At 52.4% G+C, this 17,502-nt stretch carries 14 protein-coding genes; 8 read left to right on the forward strand and 6 right to left on the reverse strand.

Annotated features, from left to right (window positions below; translation table 11 throughout):
* Nucleotides 1-38: 38 nt before the first annotated feature.
* Complete coding sequence (locus AC53GJ_RS20440; protein ID WP_496730244.1) at nt 39-1,160, reverse strand: metal-dependent hydrolase; 1,122 nt, start codon at nt 1,158-1,160, stop codon at nt 39-41.
* A gap of 91 nt (nt 1,161-1,251) precedes the next feature.
* Nucleotides 1,252-2,985: a GMC oxidoreductase gene (locus AC53GJ_RS20445; protein ID WP_496730245.1), complete on the reverse strand. Its 1,734-nt coding sequence runs from the start codon at nt 2,983-2,985 to the stop codon at nt 1,252-1,254.
* 531 nt (nt 2,986-3,516) lie between these two features.
* On the opposite strand from AC53GJ_RS20445, the gene AC53GJ_RS20450 reads away from it, so the two are divergent.
* Entirely contained in the window at nt 3,517-3,786 is a 270-nt protein-coding gene (locus tag AC53GJ_RS20450; protein ID WP_496730246.1) for a hypothetical protein, read from the forward strand.
* A gap of 54 nt (nt 3,787-3,840) precedes the next feature.
* Here AC53GJ_RS20450 and AC53GJ_RS20455 read toward each other — a convergent pair whose 3' ends face one another.
* The gene (locus AC53GJ_RS20455; protein WP_496730247.1) at nt 3,841-4,830 is read right to left on the reverse strand and encodes a putative sulfate exporter family transporter; all 990 of its coding nucleotides are present in this window, start codon (nt 4,828-4,830) and stop codon (nt 3,841-3,843) included.
* 96 nt (nt 4,831-4,926) lie between these two features.
* Between AC53GJ_RS20455 and AC53GJ_RS20460 the strand changes: the two genes are divergently transcribed.
* Nucleotides 4,927-5,802, forward strand: coding sequence for a LysR substrate-binding domain-containing protein (locus AC53GJ_RS20460; protein ID WP_496730248.1), 876 nt, complete (start codon nt 4,927-4,929; stop codon nt 5,800-5,802).
* 148 nt (nt 5,803-5,950) lie between these two features.
* Here the strand turns inward: AC53GJ_RS20460 and AC53GJ_RS20465 are convergent, their stop codons facing one another.
* A complete protein-coding gene (locus tag AC53GJ_RS20465; RefSeq protein ID WP_496730249.1) occupies nt 5,951-6,757 on the reverse strand; it encodes a hypothetical protein in 807 nt (268 codons plus the stop codon).
* A 282-nt stretch (nt 6,758-7,039) separates the two neighbouring features.
* On the opposite strand from AC53GJ_RS20465, the gene AC53GJ_RS20470 reads away from it, so the two are divergent.
* The 5 genes from AC53GJ_RS20470 to AC53GJ_RS20490 all read left to right on the forward strand — a co-directional run bounded on the left by AC53GJ_RS20470 (nt 7,040) and on the right by AC53GJ_RS20490 (nt 12,987).
* Nucleotides 7,040-7,423: an acyl-CoA thioesterase gene (locus AC53GJ_RS20470; RefSeq protein ID WP_496730250.1), complete on the forward strand. Its 384-nt coding sequence runs from the start codon at nt 7,040-7,042 to the stop codon at nt 7,421-7,423.
* A 30-nt stretch (nt 7,424-7,453) separates the two neighbouring features.
* Nucleotides 7,454-8,959 carry a dGTPase gene (gene dgt, locus AC53GJ_RS20475; protein WP_496730251.1) on the forward strand — a complete coding sequence of 502 codons (1,506 nt, stop codon included), beginning with the start codon at nt 7,454-7,456 and terminating at the stop codon, nt 8,957-8,959.
* Nucleotides 8,960-9,056: 97 nt separating this feature from the next.
* A complete protein-coding gene (locus AC53GJ_RS20480) occupies nt 9,057-9,899 on the forward strand; it encodes an alpha/beta fold hydrolase (RefSeq protein WP_496730252.1) in 843 nt (280 codons plus the stop codon).
* 131 nt (nt 9,900-10,030) lie between these two features.
* Nucleotides 10,031-10,801 (forward strand): type 1 glutamine amidotransferase, encoded by a 771-nt coding sequence (locus AC53GJ_RS20485; protein ID WP_496730253.1) that lies wholly within the window; start codon nt 10,031-10,033, stop codon nt 10,799-10,801.
* A gap of 269 nt (nt 10,802-11,070) precedes the next feature.
* Nucleotides 11,071-12,987 carry a M6 family metalloprotease domain-containing protein gene (locus AC53GJ_RS20490; RefSeq protein WP_496730254.1) on the forward strand — a complete coding sequence of 639 codons (1,917 nt, stop codon included), beginning with the start codon at nt 11,071-11,073 and terminating at the stop codon, nt 12,985-12,987.
* 82 nt (nt 12,988-13,069) lie between these two features.
* Here AC53GJ_RS20490 and AC53GJ_RS20495 read toward each other — a convergent pair whose 3' ends face one another.
* Both AC53GJ_RS20495 and AC53GJ_RS20500 read right to left on the reverse strand, forming a co-directional pair.
* On the reverse strand, nt 13,070-15,163 hold the full coding sequence (locus tag AC53GJ_RS20495; RefSeq protein WP_496730255.1) for a TonB-dependent receptor family protein: 2,094 nt from the start codon (nt 15,161-15,163) through the stop codon (nt 13,070-13,072).
* Between the two features lie 266 nt (nt 15,164-15,429).
* A complete protein-coding gene (locus AC53GJ_RS20500; protein ID WP_496730256.1) occupies nt 15,430-16,377 on the reverse strand; it encodes a hypothetical protein in 948 nt (315 codons plus the stop codon).
* A 368-nt stretch (nt 16,378-16,745) separates the two neighbouring features.
* On the opposite strand from AC53GJ_RS20500, the gene AC53GJ_RS20505 reads away from it, so the two are divergent.
* Nucleotides 16,746-17,465, forward strand: a complete 720-nt coding sequence (locus tag AC53GJ_RS20505) for a substrate-binding periplasmic protein (protein ID WP_496730257.1) — start codon at nt 16,746-16,748, stop codon at nt 17,463-17,465.
* Nucleotides 17,466-17,502: the final 37 nt, after the last annotated feature.

Consider the following 17,502-nt stretch of genomic DNA (forward strand, 5'->3'; position numbering starts at 1 on the left):
TGCTTGTCTGACCCAGCTCAAGGCTGTTTGTCTAAAGCTCAGGGCTGTTGCTGACTCACCTGGCGGTCCGGCTGCGCCAGCCAGTCGGCCAGCGGCAGCTCAGTGTTGGCCAACGCCCGTTGCCATAACCAGCTTAATGCCAGCCTTTGGCCAAGCGGTCGCTCCAGCTGTTGCGGTGCACTCAGTTGGCCCGTCGCCAGTTCAGTGAATTCAAAACGGAAATGGTACATGGGTTCCTGTCCCAGCCGCAAATCGGTCAGCAGCCAACGCTGTGGCTGCGGACTGGCTTCCAGCTTCATAAAGCCGTCGGTAAACCAGAGCATCCGCGCTACCAGGGGTTCATGCTGCCATTGCGCTAAGGCCGCCGCTGACAACGGATAACTGCGCCACACCAACTGCGGCGAGCTATCCAATAACGAATAATAAGCTTCATGATACTGCAGAGGCTCAGCGCCGCTGCTGGCTGTTTCCAGCCACAAAATTCGCCATAACAAGGTATTAAAAGGCGTAGCGCTGACCAATAAACGGCCTGAGCTGGTCTGCGCCGCTGCTGGCAACTGACCGGCGGCAAATTGTTGTTGTACCATGGTTTTGACCTGTAGCTGTGCCAGCAGACCGGCCGCCAGATAGGCAGTACTGAGCAATAAGCCCAGCCCATTCCAGCGCAGTTGTTGCCGGCTAAGCGTCAGTACTAGTCCGATTAACAGTGGCAAGGTGTACAGCGGATCAATGACAAAAACGCTACCAACCGCATAAGCTTTGGCGACAAAGGGCAGCGCCAGTTGAGTGCCATACTGCGTCAGCGCATCAAGCAGTGGATGGGTGATCAGCGTCAGCCAAATTGCCAGCAGCGTTGGCCACCACAACGACTGACACCAGGGCGCAAAACGCGGTGTCAGCCTTGCGGCAGAGGCTGGCAGCAGCACCAGCCAGAGCCAGGCCAGCAGCGGACTCAATAAGGTCAGATAAAACAAACTGTGACTTTCGGCGCGGTGCCGGGTCATTTCACTAATGGCTTCCGGTTGGCGGACTAACACATCCAAATCCGGCAAAGTACCAACCACAGCGCCCAGTAAGGCTGAGCGCCAGACCGGCTGACGCTGGCGCAGCACTGCCACACTGACCGCAGCGCCAAGCGCCAGTTGCGATAACGAATCCATACCAGTAATCACCTCACGGAAAAGTGCTTACTATACGACAGCAACTGGCAACTGGATGCAGTTTTTTAATCGTTGAGCAAGGGTCAGCCGGTCAGACTTTTTTCACCAATAAATCAGCCAGATGCTGTGACAGCGCCACCATGGTCATGGTTGGATTCCAGGAGCCGCCCTGCGGCCATAACCCACCGCCGGTGACATACACATTCTGACTGCCGCGTAATAAATACTGGGTATCGACTGGCGCATCTGCCGTTTCACCCAAATGCAGAGTGGACGACTCATGCACCAGCGCATTCACCCGCCGCGCCTGGCTAGCAGGACGCTCCGTTTTCCACTCACCATGGTCCGGATCACCATGCCAATATTGCAATTGCGCCGCACCTTTGGGTGATAGGACTTGTTCCAGCACGGCAAAAGTAGCGTCGTCCATCGCCTGCCAGGTGCTGAAATCGGCCGCGTTTTGCGTCACCTGTAATAAGGAGTTGCTGGTCAGGTCATGATCCTGCGGGTTATGTAAAAAGAAATTCTGCGGATTGCGAAAATCCAGTTCACCAAGCACAGCACAGATAAACACCACATAACCTTCCGAGCTTTGCAATTGCGCCATCGAAGCGGTGGAGACCACATCCGGCATATAACGCAGCGCAATACCGGCATTTTGTTGCGGATATTTATCCCACATCGCCGATAACTGAATATGAAACTGCTGCTGAAAATCCTCGCCAATACCGGCGACATAACAAGCCGCCATTTCCAAATCGGTTTGACCGGATAACCCCAAATCTGCCTTCGGCACCCGGGCGGTAATGGCGCTGATAAAATGCGCCGAAAAACGCCGGCCCACGTTACTGGCCTGCGGAAAAGAATTGCGGATCAAGGTTGCTGGCGGCAAGGTGCCCATCGCCAGCACCAATTTGGCCTGGCCTAATGGCAATACACCACGACTGGTTGCCAGTGCAGTGGCCGTGCCTTCCTGCTGATAAATTTGTTCCACCACACACTGGCTGACAATCTGGAGCGGCGCACCTTGCCCGGCTATCGCTTTTTGCTGTTGTCGCACCACCAGTTCCAGCAAAGGTCCAGGCGTAGAAAACTTTTGAAAATCAATCGCATCGACCGCCACCCCATCACAAGCCAAAGGTGCCGCTTCGGTGCGGTAAATACCTTTTACCTGCCCTGGTGCCTGCAGTAATAAATTCTGTACCTTCTGCTGCAACTCACCATACACTGGCCGCTGCGCCGACAAACGGCATAACTCAGCCTGACTGCGACTTTGATCAATCTGATCGACCGGGATCACCTGCAACAATTTTTCTGCTGAAGCAAAATAACGTTGCGCCGCTTCAATGGTACTGGCTGGCCAGCCGGCCATTTCTTCGGTGGTAGGTCTTGGACACCAGGCGCTCCACAAGGTGGAACGGCCCCCGACAAAAGGCACCATGCCATGTTGCCAGGTGACAGGTCCGCCAGCACCACTGGCAGTTTTTTCCGTCAGTGACCAGGGAAAGGTTTCGGATAACCCGCCTAAGGTGTTGACGAAGGGCAAAGGTAAATTCTGGAAATGTTCTGGTAAGAAAAAAGGGCCACGTTCAATCAATAAGATCCGACAAAACGGATCATTGGCCAGCGCCCGCTCTGCCACGGCATAAGCACAAAAGCCGGTGCCAATAATCACTAAATCAAACTGCTGGTTTTCTCTGGCCTCTTTCCACTGCGCGGCACTGAGAAAAAACACATGATCCATCACTTTTTGCCCATCTGGCGACTGTGGGCCTGGGGTTGGAAATCCATGCTGAAAATTACTGCTACTGGCGGCTGTGCCCATGATACTTGCTCCTTGTGCTGCGATCCTGCTGGGCCTGTCCGGCAGCATTGCCTATCACAGCCCAGCCCTCACAGCTGACAGTAGCAAAAATTTATTTTTTTACAATTATCAACATAATCAATAAGTTAAATATTTAATTGATTCCCTGACTAAAAAAATCTGCTAAATCAATTACTCAGCTAGTTTTCGTCGAGATACTGATCAGTCACTTCAGGCCTGGTCCGAACAATATCAGCAAAATATCATTTGGCCGCCTGATGCATGGACTCACCATCCCTCAATTGACGAGTCTCAACAGGGTATCATTGATGAAGCGGCTGGATATTACAAAAAACCTTTTACCGTTACATTTTGCTATCATATGCTTTTGTTACAGTTCGTGACCAAGGTTGTCGTTATTGGCAACGATAACCTCAACTACAACGTTATTTTCTTGATCTAATAGGAAACACTATGCGTTATTTATCCCTGTTGTTATTGGTTTGTTCGTTTCATGCTGCAGCTTTGGTTGACTGCACCGGCAAAATAACAATGCTTGGCTTGCATCTTGATAATGGCATACTGATTGTTGGCTTTGAGAATGGCCCTTCAGCGGCGCAATTATGTTCCATTCAAGCAGGGGTCAGTTATAACAATGTTGCGACCGAAGTATGTACTGCGTTATACAGCTCACTGCTTGCCGCAAAAGCAGCAGGTAAAAAAGTAACCATTCGTTACATGGATCACACATCCTGCACTAGCCCTGATTTGAACTGGAAAGCTGCCGGCAAACTCAGTTGGTCTTCCCAGATGCAAGACTAATTGCTGCATGGTTGAGAGTATCATCAGGGAATTTTTTATTTCCGGCCAGCCTTGTTACATCAACCACCAGGCCAGTGCCAATAATCCCAGCATCACCGTTACAGCAAATCCCAGGGTACGGGCCTGGCACTGGCGCAGATCCTGCCACTGGGTCTGCAAGCCGGTCAGCAGCATTGCCAGCATCAGGCAAGTCTGGGAGCACAAGCCAGCCAGACTGCGCAGGCTTTCCGACAGCGGCCACTGTAGCTGCAACAACAGCAGCGCCACAAAACCGAGGATAAACCAGGGTAATGGCGCCCGGCCCTTGCCTTGTTGCTGTTGGTTTAACAACAAAAGATAAGGCACCAGTAAACAAACCCGCGCCAGCTTAATCGCCACCGCCAGCGCCGCCAGACTGCCGAGCTGACCGGCGGCGGCCACTGCCTGCGATACTTCCGGTGCCGTGCTGCCAATCAGCCAGGCTAACTGCTGCGGATTGACCCAGCCGGTCTGAGCCAGCACACTGTAACCCGTTAACGCCAGCAGCCCCAGCAACATCACCAGTGCCAGACTCTGGCTCAATTCAGCCGATGTCGGTTGCAAATCGGGGTGCCGCGATGGCGCCGCCCCTTGCTGAATGGACTGGGTGGCGAAGATAGCGGAGGTGCCACAAAAGCTAAAACCGGCTGTCAACAGCAGCACTTGCGGCTGCCGTATACCAAACACAAACACGCCAAGCCAGTAAGCGCCCGCAAACAGCACAGTGATCAACAGCAGCAGCCGGCCAAACAGCCAGGGGTCGGTTTGCAGCAATAACGCCGGATCCACCTGCAATGCAAAGAGCATAATCCCGAGTCGCAGCGCTTGTTGTTGCAACCCGGACGGTGGCTGCCAGCGGGCGATAGACCGCCAGACAAGGCTGTGTTGTTGGCGCAGGTTACTGACCGTTGCCAGCAGTAACCCCAGTGCCAGCGCCGCCAGCACCGGGTTGACAACCTGATGCCAGCTGGGCTGCCACTGATACAGTCCATGCAAGCACACTAAAATTAAACAGAGCCATCTCATGGTTTTTCTCCTGACTGTCGGCTACTGCTAGCTATTTTAGTGAAAATCTAATATAAAAATAATGGATTTATTTTATGTAATAAATAGGATGAATGAATGAATTACCCGAGCCCACGGCACTGGCTGCTGCTGGATGCGATTTGCCGTTGCCATAGCCTGAGTCTGGCGGCGGATCAACTGGCACTGAGTCAACCGGCCGCCAGCCAGGCGCTAAAAGAGTTAGAACAGCGACTGGGCACCCCGTTGTTTTTACGGCAAAACCGGCAGTTAGTCCCCACGCAACACACGCTGGATTTATTACCTAAACTGCGGCAATTGCTGGATTTACAACAAGCGCTGGTGCAACCGCTGACCGATCAGGGCCAGCTGCGGCTGGTCGCCAGTGAAACTATTGGTTGTTATTTGTTGCCGCCGCTGCTGGCCAGTTTCCGCCAGCGTTTTGCCCAGGTAGAGATCCAGTTGCAAATCTGCAATAGCAGTGAAGTGCAGCAGCAACTGCGCCAGCAACAGGCACAGCTGGGGTTTATTGAAGGGCCGGTGTTAAGTCAGGAGTTTCAGTTGCAATACTGGCAACAGGACGAACTGGTGCTGGTGGCAGCACCACAACATCCACTGCCGGATCACAGCGCAGCGACCTTGCAACAACAATGCTGGATAGTACGGGAGCGCGGCTCGGGCACCCGGGCTGTGCTGGAGCACGAATTGGCGCGTTGTGGCTGGCTACCGGCCAAAATGCTGGAATTACAACGACCGGAAGCGATAAAACAAGCGGTGCGGCACGGGCTTGGCATCGGCTGCCTGCCAAGGCTGGCAGTGCAGGAAGAACTGAATCAGGGAGTACTGCAACAATTGCCGAGCCCGTTACAACTGCAACGCCAACTCTGTTTATTACAGCATCCGCACCAGCAGTTACCACTGGTGCAGCAATTTGTTGCGTTTATCCAACCACACAACACAGCGTTACAGCCGTAATGCTGGCCGTCGCACTGAGCTAAGCTGCCAGCAGCAGGTCAGCACAAGTGAGGGGATGGCCTGACACCGGGTGTTGGGCGCGACCCAACTTGATGGTTTTGCAGCGACCAGCATTCCAACCTACTGTATTCGATTTGCTATCAACTGTTTAGTTGCTAGGATCTGGTCCTGCGCCGCAATTGATTTCAGGACATTCAGGCTGATAGCCATTGGAAACCGGGGAGGCGCCTGAAAAGTGATTGTAACTGAAGTCGCGTAACATCCCTGTGGATTCAAACTGAACCGTAAAAACGGCATATTGCACAATGCCCTGACTGGCGGCATAGTCAGCCAGCCCAACGGCCATCCCGACAGAGATGGGACCAGAGCCGCTGCTACCATCGCCACCGCCACCCCAATCCCAGCGTGACTCTAGGGCCATGGGCACTTCAATTTTTCTTTTCTTGCCTGCTGTTGTTGTTTCATAGATCAGCGACGGATCAATATTGTCCAGTTTGGCTTGCAGATCGACAAATTTGGTGTACTGGGTCATATAGTCACGCAACTCTGTCACAGGAACTTTTAATAATTCGGCCAGCAATTTTTGCCGCAAATGATAGGCGGCTTCTAAAGCGGTTTGTTGCTCTGGTGTCAAATCGGCATAAGATAATCCAGCCCCCAAAGTACTGCTATAAGCTGGATCCTGATATAAAGGACTAAGCCCCGGTATATGCTTGCCAGCAATGAGTTGATTCATGGTCTGGGCAAAATGCAGATAACTGGCCGTATCCTGAAAGCCAAAGTATTTAGCATAAGCCTGATATTTGTGAACAGCCTTGTTCATGCTGTCGGAGAGCGCAGTATCAGGACTGGCTGCAGTTTCTTTAGCTGTGCCTGCGGTCTGGCTGTTGATTGCTGCGGTGGCATACAGTGAAAACGCCGTGGCCAACACAAGTAAGCTTTTGGTACACTTCATCAAAATACTCCATTATTTATTTACAAAAGCTCCCACTTAAGAAACCAAAGTTAATACATCTGAATAATTTAGCCAACAAAAGCAAGCTATTATCAAATCAACATTCAATATTTATCATAAAATTGTAGCCAACCATTGCTGGCAGATCATGGCTGCTTTGGTAGCAGCTCGCTGCACAGGCAATAAGCCGCCAGCAGCCTGTTATGGCAGAAATGCTGACAGCATCGTCTGCTTCGGTTAGATTAACCCCAGCAAAGATGCAGCTTATTTCAGGATAGTTTTATGTACAGCCAACAGATCCAGCCCCGCTTTAATGACACAGACGCGCTGGGTCATATCAATAACACAGTACTCGCCGTTTGGTTTGAGGGCGCGCGCGATCCGTTGTTTCGTTTGTTTACGCCAGATTTAAATCCGGCTGACTGGCGTCTGATCCTGGCCAAATTCAGTGTCGAATTTCATGCCGAATTGTTTTATGGCCAGCCGGTCGAAGTTCGAACCTGGGTCAGCCGGGTCGGCAACAGCTCTTTTGACGTCAGCCAGCAAGCCTGGCAACAGGGCAAACTCTGCGCCAGTGGTGTAGCCGTGCTGGTGCATTATGATTTTGCCGGCAACACCAGTCTGCCGCTAAGCGCCGACCAACAAAGCCTCTTACTGGCACTCTAAGGCAGAAAGCCATTGCAATTGGATAGACGTATGACCATTAATTTTCGCAATAAAATCAAAGCTGATCGCCCAATTAGCAGCCGTAACACCAATCAGGAATCAATGTTACAGTTGCAATATGCCTTTGAAAGCGATCGCGGCCGTATTATTAATTCGGCCGCCATCCGGCGCTTACAGCAAAAAACCCAGGTCTTCCCGCTGGAGCGCAACGCGGCAGTGCGCAGCCGACTGACGCATTCACTGGAAGTGCAGCAAGTTGGCCGTTTTATTGTGCAAAGTATTTTCCGCCAGTTGCAGGATGACGCCAGCAAATATGGTCTGGAAGAGGCTGCCCATGCGGTGGAGTCGCTGGTGGAGATGGCCTGCCTGATGCACGATATCGGCAATCCGCCCTTTGGCCATTCCGGCGAAGCGGCCATCAACCGCTGGTTTCGCCAGCATGCGATGAGTTACCGGCCTGCCGCCAGCCTGACCGATGACAGCGCGGCCGAACTCTGGCGGCAACTGGGCACCGAGCTGCAGCAATTTGAAGGCAATGCCCAGGGTATTCGCATTATCGCCGCCTTACAAAGTATGAACCTGACCTATACCCAGTCGGCCTGCATTATGAAATACACCAGACCGGCCAGTCTGACCAAGGCTGAAGTGCCGGCTGAGTTTAGTTACCTGATGAAAAAACCTGGTTTTTATCATACCGAACAAGACTTTATCCGCCAGCAAAATACCGCGTTGCAGATCAAACCGCAGCACCGTCATCCGCTGAGTTACATTATGGAAGCGGCCGATGATATTTCCTACTGCCTGGCCGATATCGAAGATGCGGTGGAAAAAGATATCCTCAGCCTGGAGCAGGTGGCAGAGCTGCTGAAACAGCAATTCAGCGCCTGTTATCCTGAGCTGGCTGTCGACCAGTTGCCGCCGCTGACTGGCTTAGGCGGCAAACAACAAAGCTTTCACCAAATGGTGGATGAAGTGCTGAGCCGTGCCGATCGCAAAGACAGCAACAGAGTCTATGAGTTTTTTATTGGCCTGCGGGTCAAAATGATCCATCCGCTGGTGCAGCATGCTGCCAGCCAGTTTGTCCGGCATATCGACGCCATTTACCATGGCAGCTTGAACCGGGCTTTACTGGAGGACAACAGCCCTTGCCATGCCATCACCAAAACCTTTAAGGCGGTGGCATTGCAGCATGTGTTTAACCACAAAGAAGTCGAACTGCTGGAGATGCAAGGCTTTAAAATTATTTCCGGCCTATTAGATACCTTTGCCCCCCTGTTGCAGCTGTCATCTGCCCATTTTGCTGAGTTACTCTCAGGCTCAGCCCGCGATCTGCCGCTGGAACAACGGTTACTGAAACGTCTGCCGAAAAAATATCTGCAATGTTACAAAAAAGCACTGCAGCAACAGCCTTATCAGGGTGCAGTAGCTGAGGTGTATGAAGTTTATTTGCGCTGCCGGCTGCTGCAGGATCACCTCAGCGGCATGACCGACCATTTTGCCGCTGATGAATATCAGGCGCTGGTGTTGTGCCAGTAGCTGACAGGCGATTGGCAACTGAGGTGCGGTAACAGACAGAAGCTCAGGCTGGCTACCGCCACACTGGACTCCCCTATTCCACTACAGGCCAGCAGCCATGAGCTTTCTTACCACCTCCGATCAGCAACAACTGTATTTTAAAGACTGGGGCCAGGGCCCTTTAGTGGTGTTTATCCATGGCTGGCCATTATCGGCCGACAGCTGGGATGACATAGCAGCCGCAGTTGCCGCCGCAGGCTATCGCACTATTGCCTATGACCGGCGCGGTTTTGGCCGTTCTTCCCAGCCCTGGCAGGGTTATGACTACAACAGACTGGCCGATGATTTGGCAGAGGTGTTGGCGTATGCCGGTGCCGAAGATGCCACCCTGGTCGGTTTTTCCATGGGGGGTGGTGAAGTTGCGCGCTATCTATCGCGTCACCAGGCCAAACATGTGATTAAAGCGGTGTTGATTGCAGCAATCTTACCGTTCCGGCTGCTGACCCAGGATAATCCGTCCGGCACCCCGGCGGAACATTTTGCCAAAACCGCCCAGGCGATCCGGCTCGACCGACCGCATTTTCTGCAGCGGTTTTTTAAAGACTTTTTTGGCATGAGTCTGCTGTCACAGCCGGTCAGCAATGAATTACTGGAATGGATGCGCAGCATCGCATTGCAGGCCAGCAGCCGCAGCACCCTCAGTTGTCTGGATGCTTTTTCTGCTACCGACTTCAGACCGGATCTGGCTGCTTTTACCATGCCGACGTTAATCATCCATGGCACTGACGATCAAACAGTGCCGATTGAAGCTTCGGCTTATCTGACGGCCACAGCTATCCCGCAGGCCATTCTGCTGGAATACCAGGGCGCGCCGCACGGCTTGTTTGCGACCCACCGCGAACGTGTAGTGCAAGACTTATTGCATTTCCTGGCGCATGTCCCGACACCACCACACCAGTAATCCAATCCAGTCAGTGCTGCTGAGTTTGCAAAAAATTTATACCAGTGCCAGCGCAGCAGCACAGTTCTTTACAGCAGTTTTACAGCCCCGCCGATTAGCATAGGTTCCGTGTTTAGCCACGGAGCCAACTGATGGAACCCGACAGTACCAGCCTGAAACCTATTGCTATTTGTCAGCATGACGCCAGCCAGGGGCCGGCCTATTTACAACAATATCTGGATCGCTGGCAATTGCCCTATCGGATTTTTGCCATCGATCAGGGCGAGGCGCCGCCACAGCGCAGCAGCGACTACAGCGGCATTGTGGTGCTCGGCTCCAACGCCAGTGTGAATGATCGACTGCAATGGATCCGGCAGGAAGAACAACTGCTCAGTGATGCATTACAGCAAAAAATTCCAATCCTCGGCACCTGTTTTGGCGGCCAATTGCTGGCTAAAGTGCTGGGGGCTGCTGTCAGACCTAATGCGGTGCCGCAAATTGGCTGGGATCCGGTGCGAGTCACTGCCTATCAGGAGGCGCGCCACTGGTTGGGGCAACAGCAGGAATTACTGATGTTTCACTGGCATTTTGAAACCTTCCAAATTCCAGCTGGCTGCAAACGCTTGTTATACGGTCGTTTTTGTCTGAACAAAGCCTTTAGCTACGGACCGAATCTGGCGCTGCAATCTCATCTGGAAGTCACCGCGGACAGTGTCAAAGCCTGGTGCCGGCAAGACAGCGCAGTGCTGCAACGGTTACCACAGCTGGCGTCAGTGCAGACTGAGCAGCAAATCCTGGCGCAATTGCCGGCCAGAGTGGCGTTATTACACCATCATGCCAATTACACCTATCAGCGCTGGCTGGCCGGATTGCCTGGGATCCAGCACAGCTGGCAATGGCAACAACATAGTTTTTTAGCTTGAACTTGGTCCTTCCCAAGATAACGAAGGCAGCGCTGTTTCGATAAAAGTTTCGATAAAAAATACCAGCAGCGCTGCCACCAGCAAATTGATTAACAAGTTTTTCGAAAGCAAACACAAGCTTCGAAATATCACGAATTTATCATTTTTTTCCTATCAGCCTGTTTTGGTTCTGTGGATCTGTCCGCTTACTCTGACATGACCGGCCCACAGAGGCCGGAATATTCAGCAATGTGCTGTAAGACTATTCTTCCGATGCAACAAGGAACAACATGATGAAAATCCGCTCTCTTGGCCTGGCGCTTGCGCTTGGTTTTGTCTTACCTGTCAGTCAGGCCGCAATACCCTTTGTCGATCAACAGCTGCAATTTCGCCAGCCGGATGGTAATACCCTGACCATCTATTTATCCGGTAACAACTATTTTGCCGAACAGCGGCTGGCAGATGGCAAACTGGTGGTGTATGACAACCAACTCAAAGGTTACGCTTATGCGGTGGTCAGTAGCGACGGCACTGTACTGCAATCCACTGGCCGGCTAGCCGTAGCGCCGGCTGGCAATAAACTGACCAGAGCAGGTTCACTGCAAAGCCTGCAGCCACAACAAGGTCTGTCTGCCAGCGCGAAAGCTGCGCTGGTGGCACAAGCGCAGCAACAATTGCTTGGCGACACAGAGCCCCATTCAGATGACACCCATGGCCTGACAGATGCATCCGCCAGAGCTGGTGTTGCTGCCGCAACGCTGGCACTGCCACCGGCGGTGCGGGGTCTGACGGTGATTATTCAGTTTCCGGATCAAGCCGGCACTATCAGCAAAAGCCAGGTAGAAAGTTTCCTCAATGATCTGACCTACACTGGCTTTGGCAATGCGCAATCAGTACGGGGTTATTTCCGCCAGGTGTCCGGCAATAAACTGGATTACCAGAATACCGTCACCCGTTATTACACCGCGAAGAAAAACAAAAGTTATTATGCCGATAACAGCCAATCAGCCTCTGTCCGGTCGCAGGAATTGATCAGCGAAGCGCTGAACTGGCTGGAATATACCGAAGGTTTTGATTTTTCTACTCTGACCACCGACAGCAGCAAGCAAATTCTTGGCCTGAACTTTTTTTATGCCGGGGAAGCAGACAGCGCCTGGTCGAAAGGGTTATGGCCGCATATGGGCGGTTTATCGCCGCGCTTTTGTGCCGACGGCGTCTGTACCTCCAAGTACCAGATCACCAATATGGGCAGCAGTATGGCGATCGGTACTTTTATCCATGAAAGCGGCCATTTACTGCTCGGCTGGCCAGACTTATATGATTATGACGGCAGTTCCGAAGGCTCAGTGGCGTCTTTCTGTCTGATGGGTTATGGCGCCATTGGTTCGCAGAATAAATTTAAACCAACCCCACCGGTTGGTGTATTTCGCCATCTGGCGGGCTGGGACAGCGTCACTGAACTGAACCCGGCGCTGAACGGTCAGGCACCCACCGGCCAGCTCAGCCACACCTCAGGTGCCCGTCAGCTGTATCGCTGGGGCAATCCGGCCAATAATAAAGAAGCATTTTATATTGAAGCCATCCACCAGAGTGGTCAGAACCAGCATCAGCCAGATCAGGGTCTGGCCATTTGGCACGTCGACCCGAGCGGCAATAATTCCAACGAATGGAAACCTTATATTCAAATGGAACATGCCGATGGCAAACGGGATCCGGAAAATAAACGCAACCGTAGCGATGCTACCGATCTGTATGACGGCAATAGCACGGCTGAATTTAATAAAAACCTGCCCAATGCACTGACCAGCAAAGGCACCAATGCCTTATGGTGGAACGGCACAGATTCCGGGCTGAATATCAGCCAAATCAGCAGCCCGGCCAGCACTATCAGCTTTCAGGTCGCGGCCGCCAGTAGCGGCGACACTTACAGCGGAACCCTGACCGCAGGTGGCCAGGCCATAGTACCTAACAACAGTTATTTCCAATACAACGGCGGCACGTTACGGCTGACGCTGAGTGCAGCCACTGGCACCAACTTTGACTTGTTTCTGCAGCGCTGGAACGGTACTAGCTGGGTTAATGTGGCGCAATCGACCGCCGCCAACTCCAGCGAGAGCTTAAGTTATGCTGCCAGCAATGGGTACTACCGCGCGATCGTCAAGTCAGTGACAGGTGCCGGCAGTTATCAGCTGAATATCCGCAAGTAAGCTAAGCCCCAGAAAAAAAGCCAGTCAGGGTGAACTGACTGGCTTTTGGTCGGTCGTGATGCCTGATGATAAGCTGAGGCTATCAGAAGCGGTAACGGGCACCAATTTCAAAGGACCGTTCCGGACCGACATAAATGCCTTCCCGCAAGCCAGTGATATAACGTTTGTCGGCCAGGTTTTTCACGCCACCAAACACTGCAACATCAGTGCTGAACTCATACTGGGCTAATAAATCGATCACAGTATAAGCTGGCATTAACCCGCCCCAGATGCCGCTGGCAGCATTGGTTGGCATGGCCACCAGATTGGTTTGATCGCCAAACTGCTCGCCGCGGTGATGCAGATTCAGCGATAACTGTAACTGCTCTAAATCGTAATTCAGCCCCAGGTTAGCCACCACTTTAGGTGCATAAGGCAGGCGATTGCCAATGATCGGTGTTTTTGGATTTGGTTCTTTTTCGGTGAGGAATTTTGAATACGGCACCCAGGTCAGATTGGCGTCCAGCGCCCATTGCTCAGCCAATTGGTAAGAGCCGCTGAACTCCATGCCATAATGGCGGGTTTCGCCAGCATTGGAACTGGACAGAGTTGGGTTACTGTTGCCGGTGATAACCTGATTATCAAAGTCCATTAAAAAGGCCGCCACTTCATAGCTCAGACCTGGCTGACTGCCGCGCACACCAGCTTCATAGTTGACTGACGTTTCACCTTCCAGTTGCTGATCGGTTAAACCATTCAGTGCCACACTGTTGGCCGCAGGTGAAAACGCCCGGTACAGACCTCCGTAGAGCTGGGCAGCGTCCGTCAGTTCATAGGTTAAACCAACGCCTGGCAGTAATTCAGTATTGCTGGTGTTGGCTTCACTATTGTTTTGCGTCAGATTCAGCCGGGTTTGTTCATAGGATTCAACCCGCAGACCTGGCGTCAGCGCCAGCTTGTCACTGAACTGAATACGGCTTTGCAGATAACCGGCCACACTGTCGGCGGAGTCTTGTAAATGCGCGGCCAGCGTCCCTGTCCGATCGGCGGCGCGGGTGGCCGTGAGCCGTTGATCATCGGACTCTTCGGTCATATACCGCAAGCCAACTTCAGTGCTGGCAGCCAATCCGGCCAACTGATGTTCAGTGCTTAATCTGGTTTCCACCCCTAAACGTTCGAAAGCACGGTTGTTACCGGTCAGAGCATTGGTATAGACCCAACGTCCGGCCTTGTTCGATTCGGCGCTGTTGACGCTATAACGCCAGTAATCCCGCGACACATCGCTCCAGTACAGCAGCGTTTGTAAGCTGGTGTTGTTATTGATTTGCACTTCATGATTTAAATCAAAAGCAGTGCGGTCGATCAACAGATAATCATCGGGCGCCGGGTTATGCCCGGCACCAGCCTGATATTCACCGAGCAGCAAACCACGGTAAGAAATATTGGCATCGTTGCTGTGACGGGAAATTTTCACCCCGACTTTTTGCTTATCGGCAAACTCAACACCGGCTTTGGCCATCAGATCACTCATCTGATAGCCTTTATCCATAAAACCATCGCTGTTGGCATAAGTCGCCACAATACCGGCAAAAGCATCACCGCTGGCCGTGCGATTGCCGGCTTCAACCGTCATTTCACGGCTGTTAAAAGAACCGACCCGACCTGATAATTCAACACCATTGTCTGGTGTTTTGGTCTGATAGTTCACCACACCGCCAATGGTCGACGGGCCATAACGCAGTGAGGCCGAGCCTTTGAGAACTTCAACAGCAGCAACCCGCTGGATCCGTGGATTAAAATAACGTTCATTGCCAATAAACAAGCCTGGCGCCACCGGCACCCCATCTTCCAGTAGTAAAGATTTAGATTCACTGGCTGACAAACCACGAATACCGAAGTTCGCAACAACCGCAGACTCTTCTTCGGTTTTAATATTAATCCCCGGCAGACGACGTAACACGTCTTCGGTCGAAACCGGCTGCACCCGTTGGATCTGGACTAAGTCCACCAGCGTGACACTACCGGTTTCCTGAAACTGATGGGCTTTCTGGCTATCGGTAATAGTGATCACTTCCAGTGCTGGCATCACGGTTTTAGCAGGTTTTTTTTCAGTTGCAGCATCCGCCAGCGTGGGCGTGGCAACAGCCATTAACGCCACAGTCGCAGCAATGTGGGACAAACGAAAACGTGCGGTCATTGGTAAAACTCCTGAAATAGATTTACTTATCTTAACACTAATGGTTTGCATTTGTAGATTGAGGCTTTTACGTTTATTCCTGATAAAAGATCAGGTTTAAGCTGAATGAGCAGTTTTATGGCAGGTTTTTCCTGTTTAAGGAAATCCTAAAGTACCCAGAATGCCGCCAACTTCGGATGGCTGCGGGCTGGTCATTGCAGGTGTTTGCTCGTGCAGAGGCTGCGGCTTGAGTCGCTCAGGTTTTTGCCATCACAACGCTCGTTGCCTTACTCCGGCAACCTAAGCTGTAGCCACTGACGCAACGCTGTTAACATCTGATCAAGCTGCTCAACCGGCCAGGCAGCGCAGTTAAACTGGGCAACACTGCGACCATCCGCAGTCAGCGCAGCCAGCAGCGGCAAGTCGGCCGTTGCGGTGAATTGCAACGCCTGATAATGCCGGGCAGACATCAGATGGTGATCCAGTGCCAGCATTAATACACCTGCGAGCAGCGGATCCAGCTGACCTGCCAATAGTCGTTGTTGTAGCGCCTGACCAAGCGGTTGACTGACAGCGCCGAGATACAAAAATGGCGTCAGATTTGGATAAAGTCGTAGCTGTTGTTGTAGTCTGGCTGGCAATGTCTCTGGCTGCTCAGGTGCTAACGGCACCACTGCAGCGGTAATTTCCAGCGTATGCGGATGGATCAGCTCTCGTACCTCTGACAGCTGGCCGGCTGTGGGGATAGCAGCTGTGGTCGTCCGGTCGCAACCAACATTCGCATCGCCAGCAGTCACATTGCACCAGTGCGCCGGTTCAACCGGCAGCAACCAGGCGGATGGTCCTGTTTGCCATGAGTTGGGAGCCTGCTCAATCTGGTGTAAATCGGCAAAATACTGCTGTAGTGCAGCCCAACAGGCGGCTTCAGAATCAAAATGGGTCAGTGGCAATTGCAACAGTTGGCCGCTTTGTGCGGCCAACCAACGGCCAAAATCATCCAGCAATGACGCCGACGCCGGGCCAAGCCACTGCAATAGTGCCGGCAATCGCCGTTGCCAGCGCTGCTGTGCCAGTTGCAATGGACAGCTAAGTTGCAGAGTCGCTGCGGCGCTAAAATCGGTCAGTTCAAATAAACTCAGCCAACAAAGCGGAATTGCCGCTTCAGCGCTCAAAACAGCGAGGGGCGGGACTGTGACGTCAGCCTGGCGGACGGCCAGATAAATCTGCTTGGTCATGACTACATCTTCCATGAAGGTCAAAGGATCCTAGCCCTGCGAGCCGGCAGCAGCCAACAACTCGCCACAAAGCTGGCAATCTTGTCAGTTGAGGTGTTGCCAGGCGGTGTCCGCAGCCGAGCCAGCACAGGGCATTCTGTATTCAGGTCCAGCAAAGCCATATCAACAGCATAGCCAGTAAATTGCAAAATATCATATTTTTTAATGACATGCAGCAATTGCGGGCGATGCAGTCAGCAACAGCAACGCCAAGGGCCGCCACATACCCACTGCTTAAGCCCTGTCAGCTTAAGGGCACGAAAATTTCATTGCTTTTGGTAGCGGCATGGTCAAAAATCAAGCATAGCTGTCCCTAAAGAGGCAAAGGAATGAGAACTCTGCTGTGTGGCTTTTTATTACTGTGTTTTATGCTCAGGGCTGAGCCGGTGCGGATTGTCAGTAGTGAGTTTGTGCCCCATAACGGTGAGCATTTACCACAACAGGGTTATGCCATTGAACTGGTCAGACAAATTTTCGCCAGCCAGCAACAACAAATCCAGATTGAATTTCTACCCTGGCCACGGGCGCTGAAACAGGTGCAACAAGGTCAGGCCGCCGCCATCGTGACTTTATGGTACGACAGTGACAGAGCCAGTTATCTGCATTACCCCACCCCACTTTATGCCAACTATATTCGTTTTTACCAGCGTAATGACAAACCTATCCAATTTCAGCAGCTTGCAGAGCTTGCCAAACAACAGCTGCGGCTTGGCATGGTACGGGGCTACAGTTACCACCCCTCGGTACGGGCCTTACCGTTCGAATTCGTGGAAGTGAACTCAGATTTAGAATCACTGAAGATGCTGGCGCTGGGCCGGGTTGATTTGGTGATTGCCGAACAAATGGTGGCGGATTATCTGCTCCGGCATGAGTTACACAGCTACCAGCAGCAGATCAGCAGCACTGGTCCCCTGCTGGAAACAAAACCCATGTATCTGGCGTTTGCCAAACATCATCCGGCCGCCGCCGCTCTCCAGCTGAAATTTGAGCAGGGATTGCAGCAACTGAAAACAGAACAGCGCTTGCAATCCCTGATCCCTCAATACTGATACTTCAATCTGATGCCAGCCAAACCGCTGACACTGG

The sequence above is a fragment of the Rheinheimera sp. B2H12 genome, from assembly GCF_059620065.1.